Raw genomic sequence first — 25,038 nt, forward strand, 5'->3', positions numbered from 1 at the left:
CAGTGGCCGGGTGCACGATGGACCCATGGTCAGCGATCCGCGCCGCTCCCTGGACGGCTTCTCCCCCGCGACCCGCGGCTGGTTCACGGGGGCCTTCTCCGCGCCCACCGCCGCCCAGGCCGGCGCCTGGCAGGCCATCGGCGCGGGCTCGGACGTTCTGGTGGTGGCGCCCACCGGGTCCGGCAAGACGCTGGCCGCGTTCCTCGCCGCCCTGGACCAGCTGGCCTCGACGCCCCCGCCGGCCGACCCCAAGAAGCGCTGCCGGGTGCTGTACGTCTCGCCGCTGAAGGCCCTCGCCGTGGACGTCGAGCGCAATCTGCGCAGCCCGCTGACCGGCATCCGTCAGGAGGCGGTGCGCCTGGGGCTGCCCGAGCCGGAGGTGAAGGTCGGCATCCGCTCCGGCGACACCCCGCCCGCCGAGCGCCGCGCCCTCGCCACGCGGCCGCCGGACATCCTGATCACCACGCCCGAGTCGCTGTTCCTGATGCTGACGTCCGCCACGCGCGACGCGCTCGCGGGCGTGGAGACCGTGATCCTCGACGAGGTGCACGCGGTCGCGGGCACCAAGCGTGGCGCGCACCTGGCGCTGTCCCTGGAGCGGCTGGACGAGCTGCTGCCCAAGCCGGCCCGCCGTATCGGCCTGTCGGCGACGGTGCGCCCGGTGGACGAGGTGGCCCGCTTTCTGTCCCCGCGCCGCAAGACGGAGATCGTGCAGCCGGAGTCGGGCAAGGAGTTCGACCTCTCCGTGGTGGTGCCGGTCGAGGACCTCGGCGAGCTGGGCGGCTCACCGGTCTCCGAGAGCTCGGAGGGCGCGGAGAAGCCCTCCATCTGGCCACACGTCGAGGAGCGGATCACCGACCTGGTGCAGAGCCACCGCTCGACCATCGTGTTCGCCAACTCCCGCCGCCTCGCCGAACGCCTGTGCAACCGGCTCAACGAGATCGCCTACGAGCGCGTCACCGGCGAGCCGTTGGACGAGCACCACTCCCCCGCAGAGCTGATGGGCAACTCCGGAGCCGCCCAGGGCGCGCCCGCGGTCATCGCGCGGGCGCACCACGGCTCGGTGTCCAAGGAGCAGCGCGCCCAGGTGGAGGAGGACCTGAAGGCGGGCCGGCTGCCCGCGGTGGTCGCCACGTCCAGCCTGGAGCTGGGCATCGACATGGGCGCCGTCGACCTGGTGGTGCAGGTCGAGTCGCCGCCGTCGGTCGCCTCCGGCCTCCAGCGCGTGGGCCGCGCGGGCCACCAGGTGGGCGCGGTGTCCACGGGCGTGGTGTTCCCGAAGTACCGGGGCGACCTGGTGCAGGCCGCCGTCGTCACGGAGCGGATGCGCACGGGCGCCATCGAGTCCCTGCGCGTCCCGTCGAACCCGCTGGACGTCCTGGCGCAGCAGCTCGTGGCGATGACGGCGATGGACACCTGGCAGTTCGACGACCTGCTGGCGATGGTCCGCCGGGCGGCCCCCTTCGCCTCGCTGCCCGAGTCCGCGTTCACGTCCGTGCTGGACATGCTCGCCGGCCGCTACCCGTCGGACGCCTTCGCGGAGCTGCGCCCGCGCGTGGTGTGGGACCGGGTGACCGGTGAGATCACCGGCCGTCCCGGCGCCCAGCGGCTGGCCGTCACCTCGGGCGGCACGATCCCCGACCGCGGCCTGTTCGGCGTGTTCCTGGCGGGCGCCGACCCCAAGAAGGGCGGGGGCCGGGTCGGCGAGCTGGACGAGGAGATGGTCTACGAGTCACGCGTGGGCGACGTCTTCACGCTCGGCACCAGCTCGTGGCGCATCGAGGACATCACGCGCGACCGTGTCCTGGTCTCCCCCGCGCCGGGTGTGCCGGGCCGGCTGCCGTTCTGGAAGGGCGACCAGCTGGGCCGGCCGCTGGAGCTGGGGCGGGCGGTGGGCGCGTTCCTGCGCGAGGTGGGCTCGCTGTCCGACGAGGACGCCCGGCTGCGGCTGCTGGCCGCGGGCCTGGACGCCTGGGCCGCGGACAACGTGCTGTCGTACCTGGCGGAGCAGCGCGAGGCGTGCGGCCACATCCCGGACGACCGCACCATCGTGGTGGAGCGCTTCCGCGACGAGCTGGGCGACTGGCGGGTGGTGGTGCACTCCCCGTTCGGCGCCCAGGTGCACGCCCCTTGGGCGCTCGCGCTCGGCGCCCGCCTCTCCGAGCGGTACGGCATGGACGCCCAGGTGATGCACGCCGACGACGGCATCGTGCTGCGCCTCCCGGACGCCGACCTGATGGGCCTGGACCTGCTCGACCAGGAGCCGTCGCGGGCCGGCTCCGAGTACGACGCGGACCGGGCCCCCGTGGGCGCCGCCGACGTCGTCTTCGACAAGGGCGAGGTCGACCAGGTCGTCACCGACCAGGTCGGCGGCTCCGCGCTGTTCGCCTCCCGGTTCCGTGAGTGCGCCGCCCGGGCGCTGCTGCTGCCGCGCCGCAACCCGGGCCGGCGCACCCCGCTGTGGCAGCAGCGCCAGCGCGCCTCCCAGCTGCTCCAGGTGGCCGGCGAGTTCGGGTCGTTCCCGATCGTCCTTGAGGCGGTCCGCGAGTGCCTCCAGGACGTGTTCGACGTCCCCGGCCTGGTCGAGCTGATGGGCGACCTGGAGTCCCGGAAGGTGCGGCTGGTCGAGGTCACCACCCCGGAGCCGTCCCCCTTCGCGCGTTCCCTGCTGTTCGGATACGTCGCCCAGTTCCTCTACGAGGGCGACTCCCCGCTCGCCGAGCGCCGGGCGGCCGCCCTGTCGCTGGACTCGCGGCTGCTGGCGGAGCTGCTCGGCCAGGCGGAGCTGCGCGAGCTGCTGGACGCCGAGGTGCTCACGGAGCTGGAGCGCGAGCTGCAGTGGCTCACCGAGGACCGGCGGGCGAAGGACGCGGAGAGCGTCGCCGACCTGCTGCGGATGCTCGGTCCGCTCACGGAGGCCGAGTTGGCCGAGCGGGGCGCGGAGCCGCAGTGGGCGCGGGAGCTGGCCTCCGCGCGGCGCGCCATCCGCGTACGGGTCGCGGGCGAGGACCACTGGGCGGCCGTCGAGGACGCGGGCCGGCTGCGGGACGCGCTGGGCACGGCGCTGCCGGTCGGCGTGCCCGAGGCGTTCACCGAACCCGTCAAGGACCCCCTGGGCGACCTTCTCGCGCGGTACGCGCGCACGCACGGCCCGTTCACGTCGGCGACGGCGGCGGCCCGCTTCGGGCTGGGCGTGGCCGTCACCGAGGGCGCCCTGCAGCGCCTTTCGGCGGCAGGCCGGGTCGTGCAGGGCGAGTTCCACCCGGCCGGGATCGGGCAGGAGTGGTGCGACGCGGCGGTGCTGCGCCGGCTGCGCCGCCGTTCCCTGGCCGCGCTGCGGCACGAGCTGGAGCCGGTCCCGCCCGCCGCGCTGGCCCAGTTCCTCCCCCAGTGGCAGCACCTGGGCAAGGGCCACTCCCTGCGCGGCATCGACGGACTGCTGCGGGCCGTCGAGCAGTTGCAGGGCGCGTCCGTGCCCGCCTCCGCCCTGGAGAAGCTGGTCCTGCCGTCCCGGGTGGCGAACTACGCGCCGGCCATGCTCGACGAGCTGACCGCCTCCGGGGAGGTGGTCTGGGCGGGCGCCGGTTCGCTGCCGGGCAAGGACGGCTGGGTCTCCCTGTACCTGGCGGACGCGGCCCCCCTGCTGCTGCCTCCCCCGCACCCGCTGGAGACGACCGCGCTGCACGAGTCCGTGCTGGCCGCTCTGTCCGGCGGCTACGGCCTCTTCTTCCGGCAGATCGCCGACCAGGTCCGCGCCACCACGCACCCCGAGGCGGGCGACGTGCAGCTGGCCGACGCCCTGTGGGACCTCGCCTGGTCCGGGCGGCTCACCAACGACACGCTGAACCCGCTGCGCGCCGTGCTCGGCTCCGGCCGCACCGCCGGGTCCACCGCCCACCGCGCCAGGCGCGCGGTGCCGCGCGGGCGTTACGGCTCGCTCACAGCGGCGGCCCGCAGCGCCTCCCGTACGGGCCCGCCCACCGTCGCCGGCCGCTGGTCGCTGCTGCCCGACCGGGACGGCGACACCACGGTCCGCGCCCACGCCCTGGCCCGTACGCTGCTCGACCGGCACGGCGTGGTGACCCGGGGCGCCGTCTCCGCGGAGGGCGTGGAGGGCGGCTTCTCGGCGGTGTACCGCGTGCTGTCCGCCTTCGAGGAGACCGGACAGGCCCGGCGCGGCTACGTGGTGGAGGGCCTCGGCGCCGCCCAGTTCGCGATGGACGGCGCCGTGGACCGCCTGCGCGCGGCGGCCAACGCCCGGGAGCGCGGCGAGGGACACACGGCCCCGGACGCGCCCGCCCCGTTCGGCGCGGCGTCCGACCCCTACGGTCTCGCGCCGGGCCGGGACGACGCGTCGTACCTGCCCTCGCGGCCCGGTGAGTACGTCTCGCCGCGCGACCTCGCCGCCCAGGGCTCGCAGCCCTGGCAGAACGGCGGCGGGCCGTCGTACGACCCGTTCGCCGGCCGCCGTACGGGGCCGGACCGCGCCTCCCGGGCCGTGGTGCTGGCCGCCGCCGACCCGGCCAACGCCTACGGGGCGGCCCTGGGCTGGCCGGAGCCGCCGGACGGCGCCGGGCACAAACCGGGCCGCAAGGCGGGCTCCCTGGTGGTGCTGGTGGACGGCGAGCTGACGCTGTACATGGAGCGCGGCGGCAAGACGGTGCTCGCCTGGCCCGCCGATCCCGGCGCCGACCCGGCCGACGACCCGAGGCTGCCTGCGGCCGCCGAGGCGCTCGCGACCGCCGCCCGTGCGGGCTCCCTCGGCACGGTCACCGTGGAGCGCGTCAACGGCGCCCCGGCCCTGACGTCCCCGCTGGGCGCCCTCCTGGAGACCGCGGGTTTCGTGGCCACCCCGAGGGGACTGCGGCTGCGCGCCTGACCGTGTACGGCCGGGCCGTGTCACTCTTGACGCATGCCCGAAGGAGACACGGTCTGGCAGGCCGCGCGACGGCTGCACGACGCCCTCGCCGGCCGGGTGCTGGTCCGCAGCGATCTGCGCGTGCCCCGCTTCGCCACGTCCGACCTGACCGGCCGCTCGGTGCTGGACGTCACGGCGCGCGGCAAGCACCTGCTGACCCGGATCGAGGGCGGCCTGACCCTGCACTCGCATCTGCGGATGGACGGCTCCTGGCGGATCTACGCGCCCGGGCAGCGCTGGAACGGCGGCCCGGCGCACCAGATCCGCGCCGTCCTCGCCAACGCCGAACGCACCGCCGTCGGCTACCGGCTGCCCGTGCTGGAGCTGATCCGCACCGAGGACGAGGAGGACCGCGCGGTCGGCCACCTCGGCCCCGATCTGCTGGGTCCCGACTGGGACGCCGACCTCGCGCTCGCCAACCTCGCCAAGGACCCCGACCGCGAGCTCGGCGAGGCGCTGCTGGACCAGCGGAACCTCGCGGGCATCGGCAACGTGTTCAAGAGCGAGCTGTGCTTCCTGCTCAACGTCACGCCCTGGCTGCCCGTCGGCGAACTCCCGGCCGACCGCATGGCGAGCCTCCCGGAGCTGGCCAGGAAGCTGCTGGAGTTCAACCGTGACCGCACCGTCCGGAACACCACGGGCCGGCGCGGCCAGGACCTCTACGTCTACGGCCGCACCCGCCGCCCCTGTCTGCGCTGCGGCACGCCGATCCGGGTGGCCGAGCAGGGCGACGGCTCACGCGAACGTCCCACGTACTGGTGCCCCGTCTGCCAGCCGGGACCGGCCCCGGAACCCGCGCCGCGAGGCCGCCGGGGCCCCGCCCGCTGACCGGCACCTCCCCCAGGAGGCGTCACCTCGCGCCCTGGTCGCCCCCTGAGCCTGGTGGGCGCCCCGCGCGCCAAGCCCGCCGCCACCGCCCGGCGGCGAGCGCCCCGTCCGCCCGCGCCTTGGGCAGACAGTGCACCGGAAGCACGCTCAGGCCCCACCCGCCGGCCGCGACCGCGCCCTCCAGGGCGCCGGCGTCGGGCGCGAACAGCAGCCGTGCCGCCGCCCACCACCACAGAACCGTGAACGCCACAACGGCGACCCACCGGCACACCCCGCGCCCGGTCCTGCGCACAGGGCGCGCAGGGCGCACCAGTCCCACAGGACCCACAGCGGCCGCTCCGGCGCCCCGCGCCCGTGTCACCCGTTCGCGGCCTGGAACATCCAGTGGTGCTTCTCGAGGTCCGCGGTGATGGTGATGATGATGTCCTGGGTCACCGGGTCGGGCTCCTCGGTCGCCGCGATCCGCTCCCGCATGCGGGCGATGACCGCGCCCAGCGCGTCCACCAGCGCGCTCACCGCCGCCTCGTCGTCGACCCAGCCCTCGGGCGTGACGCCGATGCCGCTGCCGACGGCCACGGTCGCGGCCCGCCCGTCGGGCGAGACGCCCAGTGCCGCGGCCCGCTCGGCCACGGTGTCGGAGTGGCCGCGTGCGGTGGTCACGACCTCGTCGAGCTGGAGATGGACGGAGCGGAAGCGCGGTCCGACCACGTTCCAGTGGATCTGCTTGGCCACCAGGGAGAGGTCGATCAGATCGACCAGGGCGCCCTGCAGTGCCTCAGAAACGGTCTTCAGGTTCTCGTCGGACAACGGGCTCTTCACGACGTACATCCGCACCTCCGTGGCTGGTCCCCCGCCTCCGTCTCCACGATGACGGCCCCCCGCCGCACCGGCAAACGCAGCCCCGCCCGCTCCCACGCGCCTGTCCGGAGACGCGAAAAACCCCGGCGGCACCCCTCCGGTTTCCTCCGGAGAAGCCCTCACCGGGGCATCTCACACCTTCACACCGCGCGGAGCGCCGGACGCCTGGCTCAGGCGGCGACGACGTCCACCGCCTCGGCGGGCGCCTTGATGGTCACCCGTTCCGGTGGCACACCGGTCACCGACACGGAACCCAGCATCGGACGAACCGGCGTGGGTACGGGCTCGCTGGGGGTCGCTGCAGCAGACTGGGCCAGCTCGGCGAGAGCGAGTTCGTCGCTCACCTCGCGCATGAGCTCGGACATCCGTACGTCCAACGCGTCGCAGATCGCGGAGAGCAGCTCGGAGGAAGCCTCCTTCTGCCCCCGCTCCACCTCGGAGAGATAGCCGAGCGAAACTCGGGCGGACGAGGAGACTTCGCGCAGAGTACGGCCCTGGCGCTGGCGCTGCCGACGCAGCACGTCACCCAGCAGGCGACGGAGCAGAATCATCGGTGGCTCCCTCCTCGGACCGCGTAGCCGCATCCTTCTCGCCCCACCGTACCGCCTCGCGCCGCGGCCGTGCGGGGAGCGATGTCGTGTTCACTCTGGGCTGCAAACATCAAAACCCCCCGTTCCGTTCCGTATCCTGTGCCCGCTCGTTCCCGGTCTGTTCGCCCGCCAGCTCCGCGAGGAGCAGGGCGAGCACGCTCCGTACACTCTCCATACGAATTTCCGCGCGGTCGCCGTTCAACCGCAGACGGCGCACTTTTCCGCCAGAGGCGGAACCGGCGCCCTCCGCGAAGGGGCCGTCGACCGCCACGTACACCGTGCCGACGGCCTGTCCGTCCTGGGGGTCGGGGCCTGCCACCCCGGTGGTGGCGATGCCCCAGTCGGCACCGAGCGCCGTGCGCACTCCGGCCGCCATCTGGGCCGCCACCTGCGGATCCACCGCTCCGCGCTGGGCCAGCAGAGTGGCGTTCACGCCCAGCAGCCGGTGCTTGAGCTCGGTGGCGTAGGCCGTCACCGAGCCCTTGAAGACCTTGGACGCCCCGGGGACGGAGGTGATCTCCGCCGCCACCAGGCCACCGGTCAGCGACTCGGCGACCGCGAGCGTCCCGCCGTTCACGGTGAGTAGTCGCACCACCTCGGTGGCCGTTGAACTCACTCTTCCGTCTCCTCCAACGCCGCCTTGCGCTCGGCGATTCCCTGCCTGCGGAGCACAATGGCCTGTTTCACATAGTCGAGGCCGGTCACCACGGTCAGCACGACCGCCGCGGCCATCACCCACCACCGCAGCGTCGCCAGCCACCCGGTCAGCGCGAGCACGTACATGCCCACCGCCACGCCCTGTGTGAGGGTCTTGAGCTTGCCGCCCCGGCTGGCCGGGATGACCCCGTACCGGATGACCAGGAAACGCAGCAGGGTGATCCCCAGTTCCCGGCCGAGGATCACGCTCGTGACCCACCACGGCAGGTCGCCCAGCGCGGACAGGCAGATCAGCGCCGCGCCCATGATCGCCTTGTCGGCGATGGGGTCGGCGATCTTCCCGAAGTCGGTGACCAGGTTGTAGGCGCGCGCCAGATGACCGTCGAACAGGTCGGTGATCATGGCGATGGCGAAGGCCGCCCAGGCCAGCGAGCGCCAGGCCGGGTCGTAGCCGCCGTCGGCGAGCATCAGCATGACGAACGCCGGCACCAGCAGCAGCCGGAGCATGGTCAGCAGGTTGGCGATGTTCCAGACGCTGGCCTGGTCGACGGCCGCCGCCGCGATCTTGGCGCCGCGCGGGGCCCGCGTGGAGCCCTGCGCCTCGGTGGTCCCGGCAGTCCCGGTGTCCTCGGACGACGACGGTGAGGAGGACGACGCGGAGGAGGGCGACGCGGAGGGGGACGACGAGGGGGAGGCGCCCGCCGCGCGGACGTCCTCGGGGCTCGACGCGTCACGCCGTGCCTTCCCGCCTCCGGAGCCGCCCGGAGTCTTGTCCCTGGCCTCCCGCGCGAGCCCGCGGCCGGACGCCGGTGTCAGGCCTCCGGACGCGGGGCCCTTGGCCCTCCTGGCGCCGGAGGGGCCACCTGCCGCCGATGCCGGGACACCCGTCATCTGCCCGCCTCCTCGATGCGCGCGGGCGAGCCCTCGAAGAGCGGCTCGGCCACCAGGTCGACACCCTCCGTGCCGACCACCTTCGCCTCGACCATACGGCCGACGCTCAGTCCCTCGCCGCTCGTGAGCAGCACCTGGCCGTCCGTCTCGGGAGCCTGGTGCGCGGCACGGCCGTACACGCCCTCCTCGTCGTCGACGGACTCCACCAGGACGTGCACGGTCTCGCCGACCCGCTCGTCGGCGCGCTGCGAGACGAGTTCCTCGGCCAGCCGGGAGACGCGGGCCAGACGCTCGGCGACCACGTCCTCGTCCAGCTTGCCGTCGTAGCCGGCCGCCTCGGTGCCCTCCTCGTCGGAGTAGCCGAACACGCCGATGGCGTCGAGCCGGGCGTGGGTGAGGAACCGCTCCAGCTCGGCGAGGTCGGACGCGGACTCGCCGGGGAAGCCGACGATGAAGTTGGAGCGCACGCCGGCCTGGGGCGCCTTGCTCCGGATGGTGTCGAGCAGCTCCAGGAAGCGGTCGGTGTCGCCGAAGCGGCGCATGGCGCGCAGCACGTCGGGCGCCGAGTGCTGGAAGGAGAGGTCGAAGTACGGGGCGACCTTCGGCGTGGAGGTGAGCACGTCGATCAGGCCGGGCCGCATCTCGGCCGGCTGGAGGTAGCTGACGCGCACCCGCTCCAGGCCGTCGACCTCGGCGAGTTCGGGCAGCAGGGACTCCAGCAGACGGATGTCGCCGAGGTCCTTGCCGTAGGAGGTGTTGTTCTCGGAGACCAGCATGATCTCCTTCACGCCCTGCTCGGCCAGCCACCGCGTCTCGTTGAGGACGTCGCTGGGGCGGCGGGAGATGAAGGAGCCGCGGAAGGAGGGGATGGCGCAGAAGGAGCAGCGCCGGTCGCAGCCGGAGGCCAGCTTCACGGAGGCCACCGGGGAGCCGTCCAGGCGGCGTCGCAGGGGCGCGCGGGGGCCCGAGGCGGGGGCGAGGCCGTCGGGCAGGTCGGCCGGGCCGTGCCCGGGCAGCGCGACGGCGGCGGCGGACTCCTGCCGCTCGGCCGGGCTGATGGGCAGCAGCTTGCGCCGGTCGCGCGGGGTGTGGGAGGCGTGGATGCCGCCGTTCAGGATGGTCTGGAGGCGGTCGGAGATGTCGGCGTAGTCGTCGAAGCCGAGCACGCCGTCGGCCTCGGGGAGGGCTTCGGCGAGCTCCTTGCCGTACCGCTCGGCCATGCAGCCCACGGCGACGACGGCCTGCGTTCTCCCGTGTCCCTTGAGGTCGTTGGCCTCCAGGAGGGCGTCGACGGAGTCCTTCTTGGCGGCCTCGACGAAGCCACAGGTGTTGACGACGGCGACGTCCGCGTCCTCGGCGTCCTCCACGAGCTGCCAGCCGTCCGCCTCCAAACGGCCTGCGAGCTCCTCCGAGTCCACCTCGTTACGGGCGCAGCCAAGGGTGACCAGTGCGACGGTACGGCGTTCAGGCATGGGCTCAAGACTACTTCGTCCCGGCGACGCCCCATGTCGACGGGGTTGGCCGGACCCGGCCAACCCCGTGGTGAGCGCGTCGTGGGGAGCCGGTCACCCGGCCTGGGGGTCGCCCTTGGTGTAGGTGAGGCGCTCCACGGCGCCCGGCTGCCAGTCGTCCTCGATCTTCTTGCCGTTCACGAACAGGTCGAGGGCGCCCGCGTCGCCGAGGACCAGGTCGATCTTGGAGTTGTCCTGGAAGGTCTTGTCCTCGCCTTCCTTGAGCAGCTCGGCGAAGAGCACCTTGCCGTTGTGGTCCTTGGCGGAGATCCAGCTGGGTCCGTCGGCGGCGACGACCTTGACGGTCACCTTGTCCTGCGGGGCCGCGGCGATGGCGCTGTCCGACGGCTCCGGCGCGGGCACGACGGGCTTGGCGGTCTTGGTGCTGGGGCTGGGCTTGGGCGACGCGGTCGGCTCGGTGTCGCCGGCGACGTTCGCCTCGCCGTCGTCGCCGCCGTTGACCATGGTGAAGCCGACGAAGCCGATCACGACCACGATCGCGGCGACCATCGCGGCGGTCCAGTTGGGGCCGCGTCGCTCGGGTCGGATGCGCTCCGCCTCGAAGAGGGGCGCGGCCGGGGTGGGCGCCGGGCGGCCGCCGCCCTGCTGCGCCTCGTACTGGGCGAGCAGCGGGGCGGGGTCGAGCTTGACGGCCTTGGCCAGCGTGCGGATGTGCCCGCGCGCGTACACGTCGCCGCCGCAGGGCGCGAAGTCGTCCCGCTCGATGGCGTGGACGATGGCGATGCGGACACGGGTGGCGGTACTGACGTCGTCGACGGTGAGCCCGGCGGCGACGCGGGCCTGCTTCAGCGCGCGGCCGACCGAGACGGAAGGGCGGTCTTCCTCGGAAACGTCTTCGAACGGACGCTCGTCTTCAGGGGAGTTGCCGATGGACACGGGGGCGCCTTTCGAGCGTGTAGCCGCCTGTGCTGGATGTTCAGTCTAGGTGGGGTACGAAGGGGTGGGGCAACCGGGCGTTCGTACTTTGTACGCCATCGGAATGGCCCGACATTCCGATGGTCGTCCTGCTGTCTGACACTTCGTTCAACTTGACGTGTGCCGACGGGAAACGGTTGCTCGTTGATCGCTTACGGATGGGTCACGATCACCCGGCCGGACCTCCCGGCGCGACGACCGTGTACCCGCCGTCTACCCTTCAGACTCCCCGCGGATCAGCGCGAGCACGCCGTCCAGCTCATCAGGCTTCACAAGAACATCACGAGCCTTCGAACCTTCGCTCGGTCCGACGATGTTACGGGACTCCATGAGGTCCATCAGCCGGCCCGCCTTGGCGAAGCCGACGCGCAGTTTGCGCTGGAGCATCGACGTGGACCCGAACTGCGTGGAGACGACCAGCTCGGCCGCCTGGCACAGCAGGTCGAGGTCGTCGCCGATGTCCTCGTCGATCTCCTTCTTCTGCTTGGTGCCGACGACGACGTCGTCCCGGAAGACGGGCGCCATCTGGTCCTTGCAGTGCTGGACGACCGCCGCGACCTCCTCCTCGGTCACGAACGCGCCCTGCATACGGGTGGGCTTGTTCGCGCCCATCGGCAGGAACAGCCCGTCGCCCTTGCCGATCAGCTTCTCCGCGCCGGCCTGGTCGAGGATGACCCGCGAGTCGGCGAGCGAGGACGTGGCGAACGCCAGCCGGGACGGCACGTTCGCCTTGATCAGACCGGTGACGACGTCGACGGAGGGCCGCTGGGTGGCCAGCACCAGGTGGATGCCGGCGGCCCGCGCGAGCTGGGTGATGCGCACGATGGCGTCCTCGACGTCGCGCGGGGCGACCATCATCAGGTCGGCCAGCTCGTCCACGATCACCAGCAGGTACGGGTACGGCTGGAGCTCGCGCTCGCTGCCCTCGGGCGGCTTGACCTTGCCCTCGCGCACCGCGCGGTTGAAGTCGTCGATGTGCCGGTAGCCGTAGGCCGCCAGGTCGTCGTAGCGCAGGTCCATCTCGCGCACGACCCACTGGAGCGCCTCGGCGGCCCGCTTGGGGTTGGTGATGATCGGCGTGATCAGGTGCGGGATGCCCTCGTACGCGGTCAGCTCGACGCGCTTGGGGTCGACCAGGATCATCCGGACGTCCTCCGGGGTCGCCCGCATCATGACCGAGGTGATCAGGCAGTTGATGCAGGACGACTTGCCGGAGCCGGTGGCGCCGGCGACCAGCATGTGCGGCATCTTCGCCAGCGAGTCCATGACGTAGCCGCCCTCGACGTCCTTGCCGAAGGCGACCAGCATCGGGTCGTCGTCCTCGGCGGACTCGGCGAGCCGCAGCACGTCGCCGAGGTTCACCATCTCCCGGTCGGTGTTGGGGATCTCGATGCCGACCGCGGACTTGCCGGGGATCGGGCTGATGATCCGCACGTCCGGGCTGGCGACGGCGTACGCGATGTTCTTGGTGAGCGCGGTGACCCGCTCGACCTTCACGGCCGGGCCGAGTTCGACGACGTACCGGGTGACCGTCGGGCCGCGCGTGAAGCCGGTGACGTCGGCGTCCACCTTGAACTCGGTGAACACCTTCCGCAGCGCGTCCACTATGGCGTCGTTGGCGGCGCTGCGCGCCTTGCCCGGCCCGCCGCGGTGCAGCAGGTCGAGCGAGGGCAGGGAGTAGGTGATGTCGCCGGAGAGCTGCAGCTGCTCCGCGCGCGGCGGCAGGTCGCGGGGTTCGCGCGGCGGCGCCTTGGTCATGTCGAGCACGCCCGCGGGCGGCCGCTCCCGCTGCTCGGCGCCCTCGCTCCCGGTCCCGGCGGGCGCCTCCCGCCGGGCCTTGCCCTTCCTGGGCGCGTCCTGCTGCGGGCGGGCCGCGGGGACCGGCGTCGGGGTGGTGGGCTCGTAGTCGCCCGTGCTGACGCCCTGGGTGAGGTCGGCGACGACGGGCGAGGGCGGCATGCCGTGCAGCACGGCGCCGTCCAGCGCGGCGGCCGCGGCGGCGGCCACGTCCACGGCGTCCATCGGCCGGTTCGCGTCGGGCTGCGCCACGGCGGACCGGCGCGGGCGGCGCTGCCGCCGGGACAGCGCCTCCTCCTCCGCCTGCTCCGGGTCGTACTCCTGGGGCGCCGGGCGGCGCCTGCGGCGGCCCTGGGGCAGCGCCTCGCGCCACTGCTCCTCGTAGCGCACGTCGTCCTCGGCGAAGTCCTCCGGCTCCGCCTCCTGCACCAGTCCCAGCCGCTGGCCGAGCCGGCGCAGCCGCTGCGGGATCGCGTTCACCGGGGTGGCCGTGACCACCAGCAGACCGAAGACGGTCAGCAGCGCCAGCAGGGGGACGGCCAGCACGTCGGTCATGGTGGACGACAGCGGCGCGGCCGCGCCCCAGCCGATGAGCCCGCCGGCGTCCCTTATGGCCTGCATGCCGTCGCCGCGCGCGGGCGAGCCGCAGGCGATGTGGATCTGCCCCAGGACGCCGATGACGAGGGCGGACAGGCCGATCACGATCCGCCCGTTGGCCTCGGGCTTCTCCGGGTGCCGGATGAACCGTACGGCGACGACGGCGACGAGGATCGGCACCAGCAGGTCGAGCCGTCCGAACGCGCCGGTGACCAGAATCTCCACCAGGTCGCCGACGGGCCCTTCCAGGTCGGCCCAGGTGCCGGCGGCGACGATCAGCGCGATGCCGAGCAGCAGCAGCGCGAGCCCGTCCTTGCGGTGGGCCGGGTCGAGGTTCCTGGCGCCCTGCCCTATGCCGCGGAACACGGCGCCCACCGCGTGCGCCAGGCCCAGCCACAGGGCGCGGACGAGCCGGTAGACGGCGCCGGTCGGGTTCGGGGCCGGCGCGGGGGCGGGCTTCTTCGCCGGGGCCTTCCGGGCGGGCGCCTTCTTCGCCGGGGCCTTTTTGGCGGCGGCCTTCTTCGCCGGAGCCTTCGCGGAAGCGGCCGCCTTCTTCGCGGGCGGCTTCTTGGCTGCGGAGGGACGTGAGGCCATGGGGTGAGGTTACCGGGGGAGACGGCACGTGACACGCGTGGCGGATGCTTCACCCGTTCGTGTCGCCCGCTTCGCGGCGCGAAACTGACGCTCGGTGCCCGAGTACCGCGAAGTTGACGCCCCCTCAGGACCCGACCCGCCTGCGGGGGCGGACAAGGCCCGCGCGGACGGGGTCAGTTCTGCGAGGACACCGACGACGCGCTCCCGGTCCCGGGATCCAGGGCGTCCAGCGCCCGCCGCAATCCCGTGAGCTTCCGCTCCAGATGGGCCGCCGTGGCGACCGCGGCCGCGTCGGTCGACTCGTCGTTCAGCTGCTTGGTGAGCGCCTCGGCCTGCTCCTCGACGGCCGCGAGCCGCGCCGACAGCTCGGCGAGCAGCCCCGCGGACTCCTTGGACTCCCCCGCGTCCTTCTCGCTGCCCTCGAGCTGGAGCCGCAGCAGCGACGCCTGCTCCCGCAGCTGGCAGTTCTTCATGTACAGCTCGACGAAGACCGAGACCTTCGCGCGCAGCACCCACGGGTCGAACGGCTTGGAGATGTAGTCCACCGCGCCCGCCGCGTAACCCCGGAAGGTGTGGTGCGGGCCGTGGTTGATCGCGGTGAGGAAGATGATCGGGATGTCCCGGGTCCGCTCCCGCCGCTTGATGTGGGCGGCGGTCTCGAAACCGTCCATGCCCGGCATCTGGACGTCCAGCAGAATGACCGCGAAGTCGTCCGTGAGCAGCGCTTTGAGCGCTTCCTCCCCGGACGATGCCCGCACCAGCGTCTGATCGAGCGCCGAGAGGATCGCCTCGAGCGCCAGCAGATTCTCCGGCCGGTCATCGACCAGGAGGATCTTGGCCTTCTGCACCATGGCCCGCCCTCCTCGCCCCGGCTTGGGGCCCTCCCTGTCCGCAGGACCTGGCACAGCACCGGTGGGTGCCGCCCCAGAGGGCGACTCCCTTGCGCCGCCCGTCCTTGTGCCGGTCATCGTAGCCGCACCCCGCCTGTCGCCACACCCTGTCACCGTGATGTCACTGTGCACGTAGCGGAAACGCCGCGGGAGACCAGAAGGTTCCCCGTATACCGCACTTCTACACGACTTCGCGCACGACGCGTGGGCAACTCCGCGTGTCCTTCGAAGCTTCCCGTCACCTTCGCACGCTCTTCGGCCGCCGGTCTCACTCCCCCCTCATCCACTGCTCCATCACGGTCAGCAGGTGGTCGGGGTCGACCGGCTTCGTCACGTAGTCGGAGGCGCCCGACTCGATGGCCTTCTCCCGGTCGCCCTTCATCGCCTTCGCGGTGAGCGCGATGATCGGCAGCCCCGCGAACTGCGGCATCCGCCGGATCGCCGTGGTCGTCGCGTACCCGTCCATCTCGGGCATCATGATGTCCATCAGCACGACCGCCACGTCGTCGTGCTGCTCCAGCACCTCGATGCCCTCGCGGCCGTTCTCCGCGTACAGCACGGACAGGCCGTGCTGCTCCAGGACGCTGGTCAGCGCGAAGACGTTGCGGATGTCGTCGTCGACGATCAGCACCTTCTGCCCGGCGAAGCGGATGCCCCGGCGCGGCGTGCGCGCCGCCTGCGGCTCCTGCTCCAGCGCCGGCCACTCCTCCAGCTCCGCGGAGGGCCGCTGGTCCTGCTGGAGCGAGACCCGGCGCCGCCGCCGGAACAGCGCCGCCGGACCGTTGCGCGCCTCCCGGTAGGAGGACACCTCCGCCGGGGTCTCGGCCTCCGGCGCGGCCAGCTCGGCCGACGCCACCAGGTCCCCCGCCTCCAGCGCCGGCATGGGCGGCTGCTGGTAGCCGTTGGGCGGCAGCTCGCTCGGGTGCAGCGGCAGGTACAGGGTGAACGTCGAACCGCGGCCCGGCTCGCTCTGCGCGTGGATCTCACCGCCGAGCAGCTGCGCGATCTCCCGCGAGATGGACAGCCCCAGGCCGGTGCCGCCGTACTTGCGGCTGGTCGTGCCGTCGGCCTGCTTGAACGCCTCGAAGATCACCCGCATCTTGCTGGCCGCGATGCCGATGCCCGTGTCGCTCACCGAGAACGCGATCAGGTCCGCGTCCGGGTCGGTCAGCGAACCGGCCTCCAGCAGCTGCTCCCGGATCGCCTGCGGGACGTCGTCCCGGGCGGGCCGGATGACCAGCTCGACCGACCCGGAGTCGGTGAACTTCACCGCGTTGGACAGCAGGTTCCGCAGCACCTGGAGCAGCCGCTGCTCGTCGGTGTGCAGGGTGGCCGGCAGCTCCGGCGAGATCCGCACCGACAAATCCAGGCCCTTCTCCGCCGTCAGCGGCCGGAACGTGGCCTCCACGTAGTCCACGAGCTGCACCAGCGCGATGCGCGTCGGGGAGACGTCCATCTTGCCCGCCTCGACCTTCGACAGGTCGAGGATGTCGTTGATGAGCTGCAACAGGTCCGAGCCTGCGCCGTGGATCGTCTCGGCGAACTCCACCTGCTTCGGCGAGAGGTTCCCCTCCGCGTTGTCCGCGAGCAACTTGGCCAGAATCAGCAGCGAGTTGAGCGGCGTGCGCAGCTCGTGCGACATGTTCGCCAGGAACTCGCTCTTGTAGCGCATCGACACCGCGAGCTGCTCGGCGCGCTCCTCCAGGACCTGCCGCGCCTCCTCGATCTCGGTGTTCTTCACCTCGATGTCGCGGTTCTGACGGGCCAGCAGCTCCGCCTTCTCCTCCAGTTCGGCGTTGGACGCCTGGAGCGCCTTCTGCCGCTGCTCCAACTCCGCCGACCGCTCCCGCAGTTGCTCGGTCAGCTCCTGCGACTGCGCCAGCAGATGCTCGGTCTTGGTGTTGACCGAGATGGTGTTGACGCTCGTCGCGATCATCTCGGCGATCTGGTTGAGGAAGTCCTTCTGGATCGCCGTGAACGGCGTGAACGACGCCAGCTCGATGACGCCGAGCACCTTCCCCTCGAACACCACCGGCAGCACGATCACCTGGGCCGGCGGCGCCTCCCCGAGCCCCGAGGAGATCTTCAGGTAGCCGCTGGGCGCCCTGTCCACCAGGATCGTGCGCTTCTCCATCGCGGCCGTCCCGATCAGCCCCTCACCGGGCTGGAACGACGTCGGCATGGACCCCATCGAATAGCCGTACGAGCCCAGCATCCGCAGCTCGAACTGCTCCTCGTCGGCCCCGCTCAGGTCCTCGCCGTCCACCAGCGGCATGGCGAGGAAGAACGCGCCGTGCTGCGCGGACACCACCGGCGTCAGCTCGCTCATGATCAGCGAGGCGACGTCCTCCAGGTCGCGCCTGCCCTGCATCAGCGCGGAGATACGGGCCAGGTTGCCCTTCAGCCAGTCCTGCTCCTTGTTCGCGATCGTGGTGTCGCGCAGGTTGGCGATCATCTTGTTGATGTAGTCCTGGAGCTCCTGGATCTCCCCGGACGCGTCCACGTCGATCTTCAGGTTCAGGTCGCCGCGGGTCACCGCGGTCGCCACGCGCGCGATGGCACGCACCTGCCGGGTGAGGTTCCCGGCCATCTCGTTCACCGACTCCGTCAGGTCCCGCCAGGTGCCGTCCACGTCCCGCACCCGCGCCTGACCGCCCAGCTGGCCCTCGGTGCCCACCTCACGGGCCACGCGCGTGACCTCCTCGGCGAACGACGACAGCTGGTCGACCATCGTGTTGATGGTGGTCTTCAGCTCGAGGATCTCCCCGCGCGCGTCGATGTCGATCTTCTTCGTCAGGTCGCCCTTGGCGATGGCGGTGGTCACCATGGCGATGTTCCGCACCTGACCGGTCAGGTTGGACGCCATCTGATTCACCGACTCGGTGAGGTCCTTCCACGTGCCCGCCACACCCGGCACGTGCGCCTGACCGCCCAGGATGCCGTCCGTGCCCACCTCACGGGCCACCTTGGTGACCTGCTCGGCGAACGCGCTCAGCGTCTTCACCATCGTGTTGATGGTGTCCGCGAGCTGCGCCACCTCGCCGCGCGCCTCGATGCTGACCTGCCGCGTCAGGTCGCCGTTGGCGACCGCGGCGGACACCTGGGAGATGTTCCGCACCTGGGTGGTGAGGTTCTTCGCCATCAGGTTGACGTTGTCGCTCAGGTCCTTCCAGATGCCCGTGACGCCCGGCACGTGCGCCTGGCCGCCCAGGATGCCCTCGGTGCCCACCTCACGGGCCACCCGGGTCACCTGCTCCGCGAACGACGACAGCTGGTCCACCATCGTGTTGACGGTGGTCACCAGCTCCAGGATCTCGCCCTTGGCGTCCACCGTGATCTTCTTCGACAGGTCGCCCTTGGCGACCGCCGTGGTGACCTCGGCGATGTTGCGCACCTGAAGGGTCAGGTTGTTCGCCATGCCGTTCACGGACTGCGTGAGGTCCTTCCAGGTGCCGGAAACCCCCTGCACCTCCGCCTGGCCGCCCAGAATGCCCTCGGTGCCCACCTCGCGGGCCACCCGGGTGACCTCCTCCGCGAACGACGACAGCTGGTCCACCATCGTGTTCAGGGTGTTCTTCAGCTCGAGGATCTCCCCGCGCGCGTCGACGGTGATCTTCTGCGACAGGTCACCGCGCGCCACCGCCGTCGCCACCTGCGCGATGTTGCGCACCTGGCCGGTCAGGTTGGACGCCATGCCGTTCACGGAGTCCGTCAGGTCCCGCCACACGCCGGCCACGCCGGGCACCTGCGCCTGACCGCCCAGCCGGCCCTCCGTGCCCACCTCGCGGGCCACCCGGGTCACCTGGTCGGCGAACGACGACAGCTGGTCCACCATCGTGTTGATGGTGTTCTTCAGCTCCAGGATCTCCCCGCGCGCGTCCACGTCGATCTTCTGCGACAGGTCACCGCGCGCCACGGCCGTGGTCACCTGGGCGATGTTGCGCACCTGAGAGGTGAGGTTGCCGGCCATCGAGTTGACGGAGTCGGTGAGCTCCTTCCAGGTGCCGGACACCCCGGGCACCTGCGCCTGACCGCCCAGCCGGCCCTCGGTGCCCACGTCCCGGGCCATCCGCGTGACCTGGTCGGCGAAGCTCGACAGCTGGTCCACCATCGTGTTCACGGTGTTCTTCAGCTGGAGCATCTCGCCGGACACGTCCACGGTGACCTTCTGCGACAGATCGCCGTTGGCCACCGCCGTCGTCACCTGGGCGATGTTCCTCACCTGTCCGGTGAGGTTGCGGAACGCGGTGTTGACGGAGTCCGTCAGGTCCTTCCACGTGCCCGCCGCACCCGGCACCTGCGCCTGACCGCCCAGCTCGCCCTCGACGCCGATCTCCCGCGCCACCCGCGTCACCTCGGCGCCGAACGCGGACAGCTGGTCCACCATCGTGTTGACGGTGTTCTTCAGCTCCAGCATCTCGCCGGCCACGTCCACGGTGACCTTCTGCGACAGGTCACCGTTGGCGACCGCCGTGGTGACCGCCGCGATGTCCCTCACCTGGGTGGTCAGGTTCCGGAACACCGTGTTGACGGAGTCCGTCAGGTCCTTCCACGTGCCCGCCGCACCCGGCACGTTCGCCTGACCGCCCAGCCGCCCCTCGGCGCCGACCTCGTTCGCGACCCGCGTGACCTCGTCCGCGAAGATCCGCAGCGTCTCGGTCATCTGGTTGATCGTCTCGGCCAGCTGCGCCACCTCGCCGCGCGCCGGGACCGTCACCTTCCGCGACAGGTCACCGTTGGCGACCGCCGTCGTCACCTCGGCGATCCCACGCACCTGCGCGGTGAGATTCCCGGCCATGGTGTTGACGGAGTCGGTGAGCTCCTTCCACACACCGTCCACACCCGGCACCTGCGCCTGCCCGCCCAGCGCGCCCTCGGTGCCCACCTCGCGCGCGACGCGTGTCACCTCGGAGGAGAACGCGGAGAGCTGGTCCACCATCGTGTTGACGGTGTTCTTCAGCTCCAGCATCTCCCCCTCGACGTGCACGGTGACCTTGCGGGACAGGTCACCGCGCGCCACGGCCGTCGTCACCAGCGCGATGTCGCGCACCTGCGCCGTCAGCCGCTCCGCCATCGTGTTCACGGAGTCCGTCAGGTCCTTCCAGGACCCGGACATGCCCCGCACCTGCGCCTGACCGCCCAGCTTGCCCTCGGTGCCCACCTCGCTGGCCACGCGCGTGACCTCGTCGGTGAACGTCGACAGCTGGTCGACCAGGTTGTTCACGGTCCGCGCGACCTTCAGGAACTCGCCCCGCAGCGGATGCCCGGTCCCGTCCGGCGCCTGCGTCCGCAGCTCCATCCGCGGCGACAGATCACCCTCCGCCACCGCCGACAGCACCCGGCTCACCTCGGAGACGGGCCGTACGAGGTCGTCCACCAGGGCGTTGGAATGGTCGATCGCGGCCGCCCAGGAGCCCTCCGAGGGCCCCGTCTCCAGCCGCTCCGTGAGCTTCCCCTCACGCCCCACCATGCGGCGCACCCGCGCCAGCTCGCCCGTGAGGTGCAGGTTCCGGTCGGCGACCTCGTTGAAGACCGCGGCGATCTCCGCCATCACGCCGTCGCCGGTCACCGTGAGGCGTTTGCGGAAGTTCCCGTCCCGCATCGACACCAGGGCGCCCAGCAGCCGGTTCATGGCCGCCGCCTCCACCGTCACGGTGCCGCCCCGGGCCTTCCCCGCCGTGCTCAGGGACTGTCCGCCTTTCGCGCGCGTCGTCTTCGTGCTCCGCGTCGCTGCGCCAGACTCCACTGTGTCCCTCCCGCAGGGGTCGACCGTTACCGCTGTACCCGGTCACACCGTCCAGGGTGCTCCCGTTGCTCCTGATGCTTTTCCTGTTGGACCGAGATGCCCTGCCCGACGTCCGAGGCGCCGCCAGGGGGCTGCTGCCCACCCGGCCCCGGCGCCACACTGCCTGCCCGGACCTTCCCTACAAGCCTGCCCAGTGTTTCACCCCCGCGGAACCAGGCCATAACAGTTCGGCAGCTTCGCACATCGTCCGCACACCCGCCGGACGGCGAACACCTCGGACGGAAACACTGCAGACCGGCATCCGCTCGTGCCGCGAAGGTAAGTAACCTTGCATGCGGCTGTCCAGCCACGCCGGCGCGTCCGGCCTGGGCGGTGGCACGAGAACGAGCGGGCATCGGAGGGGCGGCCGCACAACATGACCACCGGACTGATCCCGGGGGAACAGCCCCCGGACCCACGGCCGACGGACGGCCTGCCGCAGCAGCGGCACGATCCGGCCGGCCAGGGAGCCATGCCCGTCGAGAACCGGTCGAGGAGTTCTGTGATCACCGCGCGCGCGGCCGCCAGCTTCGAGCCCGTCGGACGATCCGTCGCGAGCGCCCGCTCCTTCGTCCGGGACACCCTCCAGGGCTGGGGCTTCGGCGACATCGTCGACGACGCCGTGGTGCTGACCAGCGAACTCGTGACCAACGCCGTCGTGCACGCGGGCACCTCCGCCGAGCTGCTCTGCCTGCGCAGCGAGGACGGCGTCCGGATCGAGGTGGCCGACCGGTATCCGGAGCGTGAGATCCCCCTCCAGGGCTCCCCGGTCGACATGGGCAGCCCCGACCGCGAGGGCGGACGCGGCCTCCAGCTCTGCGCCGCCCTGGCCGGACACTGGGGCGTCGACTACACGCCCACCCACAAGACCGTCTGGTTCCAGCTCGACCTCCCCGAGCGCCCGGTCGGCACCCGCACGGCGGGCCCCGCCCTCCCCGCCCACCTGCTGCCGCTGGCCGACACCCGGGTCCGCGTCGCCGTCGTCCAGATCGACCGCTCCGGCTCCATCACCGCCTGGAACGAGGACGCGGAGGAGCTGTTCGGCTACACCGCCGAGCAGGTCACGGGCAAGCCCCTCACCGATCTCGCCGCCTGGCCGCACACCCCCGGCACCGGCACCGGCATCGCCGACGCCCTCCAGCTCTCCCGCTGGGAGGGCTCCTACGGCATCCGGGGCGCCCACGGCCGCGTCATCCCGGTGTACGCCTCCCACCTGCGCGTCCGCGACACCGACGGCGAACCGTCAACCGTGTGTCTCCTGGTACGCGACCACGAACGGGCGGTTCTCCAGACCCCGCTGCGCGGCCCCGCGCCCGACTCCTCCGGCGGCTCCGACGGCCAGAGCGCCGACCCGTTCGAGGTCTTCATCGGCTCCCCCGCCCCCGACGACCTCGACGGCCTGCTCCAGCGCACGGTGGAGCGCGCCCGCGACATGCTCGACGGCGACTCCGCCTTCCTGCTGCTCGCCACCGACGACGAGACCGAGCTGGAGGTCCGCGCCTCCACCGGCCTGCCCTCGGCCCGCCAGCGCTTCGCACGCGTCCCCGTGGAGGGCGGCCCCGGCCGCTACGGCTCCGCCCGCATGCCGGCCGTCCACGAGGACCTCACGGCCGTCCCGGGCGCGGTCCCGCTCCTCAACGGCACCGGCATGCGCTCGGTCGTCACCGTGCCCCTGAAGGTCGAGGGCCGCCTCACCGGCTCCCTCGGCGTCGCCGCCGAGGCGCCCGGCCGCTACTCCAACGAGGAGGCACTGCGCCTCCAGTTCGCCGCGGACCGCATCGCCCTGGCCGTCGAATCCGCCCGCCTGGGCGAGCTGGAGCGGCTGCGCCGCGGCTCCCTCAGCTTCCTCGTCGAGGCCTCCGACCTGCTGGCCGGCACCCTCGACCGGGACCAGACCCTGGCCCTCATGGCCCAGATGACCGTCCCGACGCTCGCCACCTGGTGCGCGGTCTACACGATCGCCGACCAGTCCTCCGAGCCGGACCTGTCCTACGTGCTGCACGAGGACGAGGAGCTCATCGACGGCATCAAGTCCCTGCTGTCCAAGATGCCCCCGCCGGACCCGGTCCCCACCCCCGGCGCCCGCGTCTGGTCGGCGCCCGCGGAGGTCGCCCACCAGGCGGCCCTGCGCACCTCCATGCGCAGCCTCGGCCTGAGCGGCGGCCCCACCCGGCACGTCACCACCGGCATCGGCCCGACCCTCGCCACAGCCTCCGCGGTCGGCGGCGAGACGGTGGTCCTGCCACTGGTGGCCCGCAACCGCGTCATCGGCATGCTGACCCTCGGCAAGCCCACCGACGAGCACTTCCGCCAGGAGATCCTGGAACTGGCCGAGGACCTGTCCCGCCGGGCCGCCCTGGCCCTGGACAACGCCCGCCTGTACTCGGAGCGCACGGCCATCAGCCAGTCGCTCCAGCGCAGCCTCCTGCCGCCCGAGCTGCCGCAGATCGACGGCGTCGAGGTCGAGGTCATCTACCGCGCGGCCGGCGAGGGCAACGAGGTCGGCGGCGACTTCTACGACCTCTTCCCGATCAGCGACGGCGCCTACGGCTTCGCCATCGGCGACGTCTGCGGCACGGGCCCCAACGCCGCGGCCGTCACCGGCCTCGCCCGGCACGCGCTGCGCCTGCTGGCCCGGGAGGGCCTGAGCGGCCCGTCGGTCCTGGAGCGCCTGAACTCCGCGATCCTCGACGAGGGCGAGCGCAGCCGCTTCCTCACCCTCCTGTACGGCGAGATGCGCCCACAGGAGGACGGCAGCGCGGAACTGAAGGTGGTCTGCGCCGGCCACCCCCTGCCGCTGCGCCTGCGCCAGGACGGCACGGTCGAACCGGCCGCCGAACCGCAGCCGCTGCTCGGCGTCCTGGAGGACCTGGAGCTGCACGAGGAGACGGTGACCCTGGACCCGGGCGACGTCCTGCTCTGCGTCACGGACGGCGTCACCGAGCGCCGCGAGGGCAGCCGCATGCTGGGCGACGACGGTCTCGCCGAGGTGCTGACGACATGTACGGGGCTGACGGCCGGCGCGGTCGCGGCCCGCATCATGCGCGCGGTGGAACGCTTCGCCTCGGACGCGCCGTCCGACGACATGGCGATTCTCGCGATGCGCGTGCCGGGCCTCCAGCAGGACTGATCCGCCGCCGCGCCAGGCATGAAACCAGGGCATGAGAAAGGCCCCGCCCAATCGGGCGGGGCCTTTCTGGCTGAGCCCCCAAACGGAATCGAACCGTTGACCTTCTCCTTACCATGGAGACGCTCTACCGACTGAGCTATAGGGGCCTGTCGTCGCTTCGGTTTCCCGCGCGGCAACGGAATAGATCATACCCCGAACACAGCCGTGCTCCCAACCACGCTCAGAGGGCCGGCGCGAGCAGTCCTCCCAGCGCATTGCACACGGACGCTATGCGGTGCATCTCCCGCTTCGTCAGAGACGCGTCGACGGGCAGGGCGAGCGTCTCGTCGGCGGCCCGCTCGGTCTCCGGCAGCGACACGCAGCGCCGGAACTCGGGGAGCCGGTGCACGGGCGTCGGCACGGGTATCCGGCACTCGACTCCCTTGGCCCGTACGGCCCGTGCGAAGGCGTCGCGGTCGGGCCGCCCGTTCCCCGGCACCCGCACGACGTACTGCTGATAGTCATGGCCGGCGCCTCCCTGGGGCGTCCGCACCCCACGCAGTCGCGCGTCGAGGTAGGCGGCCCGCTCCCGTCGGCGCGCCGCATCGTCGCGGGAGGCGTCCGACTCGGCGTGCTCCAGCACCAGAAGACCGCGCCGCTGCCCGAGCGCGTGCAACTGCCCCATGTCGGCGGGCCGTCCGAACCGGTGGACGACAACGACCGCCGCGGTACGGGGAGTCAGCATCGCGATGACCGCGGAGGGGTCGAGGCAGTACGTCGCGGGGTCTATGTCGGCGAACACCGGCAGCGCACCCGCGAGTGTCACGGCCCGCGCGACCTCCACGTTGCCGAAGGCCGGTACGACGACCTCGTCACCGGCTCCGACGCCGGCCGCCCTGAGCAGAGCTGCAGTTCCCATGCCGGGGATGCTCCGCAAGCAACGTGAACGTCAAGTGACCGACAACAAAAAAGGGTTGGTCCCTGAACCGAAGTTCAGGGACCAACCCTTGTAAGAATTGTTCGGCGGCGTCCTACTCTCCCACAGGGTCCCCCCTGCAGTACCATCGGCGCTGTAAG

General features: G+C 72.1%; 14 protein-coding genes and 1 tRNA gene. 3 read left to right on the forward strand and 12 right to left on the reverse strand.

The window, feature by feature from the left end; all coding sequences use genetic code 11:
• Positions 1-25: 25 nt before the first annotated feature.
• Complete coding sequence (locus ACFOSY_RS11660; RefSeq protein WP_394306683.1) at positions 26-4,879, forward strand: ATP-dependent helicase; 4,854 nt, start codon at positions 26-28, stop codon at positions 4,877-4,879.
• A gap of 33 nt (positions 4,880-4,912) precedes the next feature.
• A complete protein-coding gene (locus tag ACFOSY_RS11665) occupies positions 4,913-5,746 on the forward strand; it encodes an Fpg/Nei family DNA glycosylase (protein ID WP_394306684.1) in 834 nt (277 codons plus the stop codon).
• Positions 5,747-5,768: 22 nt separating this feature from the next.
• Here ACFOSY_RS11665 and ACFOSY_RS11670 read toward each other — a convergent pair whose 3' ends face one another.
• The 10 genes from ACFOSY_RS11670 to ACFOSY_RS11715 form a co-directional block, all read right to left on the reverse strand.
• The gene (locus tag ACFOSY_RS11670) at positions 5,769-6,017 is read right to left on the reverse strand and encodes a hypothetical protein (protein WP_394306685.1); all 249 of its coding nucleotides are present in this window, start codon (positions 6,015-6,017) and stop codon (positions 5,769-5,771) included.
• 86 nt (positions 6,018-6,103) lie between these two features.
• On the reverse strand, positions 6,104-6,574 hold the full coding sequence (locus tag ACFOSY_RS11675) for a Dps family protein (protein ID WP_394306686.1): 471 nt from the start codon (positions 6,572-6,574) through the stop codon (positions 6,104-6,106).
• 200 nt (positions 6,575-6,774) lie between these two features.
• Positions 6,775-7,155, reverse strand: coding sequence for a helix-turn-helix domain-containing protein (locus tag ACFOSY_RS11680; protein ID WP_003993396.1), 381 nt, complete (start codon positions 7,153-7,155; stop codon positions 6,775-6,777).
• Positions 7,156-7,264: 109 nt separating this feature from the next.
• Complete coding sequence (locus tag ACFOSY_RS11685; RefSeq protein ID WP_394306687.1) at positions 7,265-7,810, reverse strand: CinA family protein; 546 nt, start codon at positions 7,808-7,810, stop codon at positions 7,265-7,267.
• Complete coding sequence (gene pgsA, locus ACFOSY_RS11690; RefSeq protein WP_394306688.1) at positions 7,807-8,742, reverse strand: CDP-diacylglycerol--glycerol-3-phosphate 3-phosphatidyltransferase; 936 nt, start codon at positions 8,740-8,742, stop codon at positions 7,807-7,809. Before pgsA ends, ACFOSY_RS11685 begins: the two co-directional genes overlap by 4 nt.
• Positions 8,739-10,214: a 30S ribosomal protein S12 methylthiotransferase RimO gene (gene rimO / locus ACFOSY_RS11695; protein ID WP_394306689.1), complete on the reverse strand. Its 1,476-nt coding sequence runs from the start codon at positions 10,212-10,214 to the stop codon at positions 8,739-8,741. Before rimO ends, pgsA begins: the two co-directional genes overlap by 4 nt.
• A gap of 93 nt (positions 10,215-10,307) precedes the next feature.
• On the reverse strand, positions 10,308-11,150 hold the full coding sequence (locus ACFOSY_RS11700; RefSeq protein WP_394306690.1) for a helix-turn-helix domain-containing protein: 843 nt from the start codon (positions 11,148-11,150) through the stop codon (positions 10,308-10,310).
• Positions 11,151-11,402: 252 nt separating this feature from the next.
• Complete coding sequence (locus tag ACFOSY_RS11705) at positions 11,403-14,177, reverse strand: DNA translocase FtsK (RefSeq protein WP_394306691.1); 2,775 nt, start codon at positions 14,175-14,177, stop codon at positions 11,403-11,405.
• A gap of 173 nt (positions 14,178-14,350) precedes the next feature.
• Positions 14,351-15,028, reverse strand: a complete 678-nt coding sequence (locus ACFOSY_RS11710; protein WP_006130052.1) for a response regulator — start codon at positions 15,026-15,028, stop codon at positions 14,351-14,353.
• 307 nt (positions 15,029-15,335) lie between these two features.
• Positions 15,336-20,813 (reverse strand): HAMP domain-containing protein, encoded by a 5,478-nt coding sequence (locus ACFOSY_RS11715; protein ID WP_394306692.1) that lies wholly within the window; start codon positions 20,811-20,813, stop codon positions 15,336-15,338.
• A 415-nt stretch (positions 20,814-21,228) separates the two neighbouring features.
• Between ACFOSY_RS11715 and ACFOSY_RS11720 the strand changes: the two genes are divergently transcribed.
• Positions 21,229-23,982: a SpoIIE family protein phosphatase gene (locus tag ACFOSY_RS11720; protein ID WP_394306693.1), complete on the forward strand. Its 2,754-nt coding sequence runs from the start codon at positions 21,229-21,231 to the stop codon at positions 23,980-23,982.
• A gap of 73 nt (positions 23,983-24,055) precedes the next feature.
• Here the strand turns inward: ACFOSY_RS11720 and ACFOSY_RS11725 are convergent.
• Together ACFOSY_RS11725 and ACFOSY_RS11730 are read right to left on the reverse strand one after the other, a co-directional pair.
• A tRNA-Thr gene (locus ACFOSY_RS11725) sits at positions 24,056-24,128 on the reverse strand.
• 74 nt (positions 24,129-24,202) lie between these two features.
• Entirely contained in the window at positions 24,203-24,865 is a 663-nt protein-coding gene (locus ACFOSY_RS11730; protein WP_394306708.1) for a DegT/DnrJ/EryC1/StrS family aminotransferase, read from the reverse strand.
• Positions 24,866-25,038: the final 173 nt, after the last annotated feature.

Origin of the sequence: Streptomyces lusitanus (assembly GCF_042647945.1) — a bacterium.
Classification (GTDB): Bacteria; Actinomycetota; Actinomycetes; order Streptomycetales; family Streptomycetaceae; genus Streptomyces; species Streptomyces pseudogriseolus.

Bases quoted from the DNA above. Each gene is read 5' to 3' on its own strand.
- ACFOSY_RS11660 (WP_394306683.1), top strand. From the start codon at position 26: ATGGTCAGCGATCCGCGCCGCTCCCTGGACGGCTTCTCCCCCGCGACC.
- ACFOSY_RS11665 (WP_394306684.1), top strand. From the start codon at position 4,913: ATGCCCGAAGGAGACACGGTCTGGCAGGCCGCGCGACGGCTGCACGAC.
- ACFOSY_RS11675 (WP_394306686.1), bottom strand. From the start codon at position 6,574: ATGTACGTCGTGAAGAGCCCGTTGTCCGACGAGAACCTGAAGACCGTT.
- ACFOSY_RS11680 (WP_003993396.1), bottom strand. From the start codon at position 7,155: ATGATTCTGCTCCGTCGCCTGCTGGGTGACGTGCTGCGTCGGCAGCGC.
- pgsA (WP_394306688.1), bottom strand. From the start codon at position 8,742: ATGACGGGTGTCCCGGCATCGGCGGCAGGTGGCCCCTCCGGCGCCAGG.
- rimO (WP_394306689.1), bottom strand. From the start codon at position 10,214: ATGCCTGAACGCCGTACCGTCGCACTGGTCACCCTTGGCTGCGCCCGT.
- ACFOSY_RS11705 (WP_394306691.1), bottom strand. From the start codon at position 14,177: ATGGCCTCACGTCCCTCCGCAGCCAAGAAGCCGCCCGCGAAGAAGGCG.
- ACFOSY_RS11710 (WP_006130052.1), bottom strand. From the start codon at position 15,028: ATGGTGCAGAAGGCCAAGATCCTCCTGGTCGATGACCGGCCGGAGAAT.
- ACFOSY_RS11720 (WP_394306693.1), top strand. From the start codon at position 21,229: ATGACCACCGGACTGATCCCGGGGGAACAGCCCCCGGACCCACGGCCG.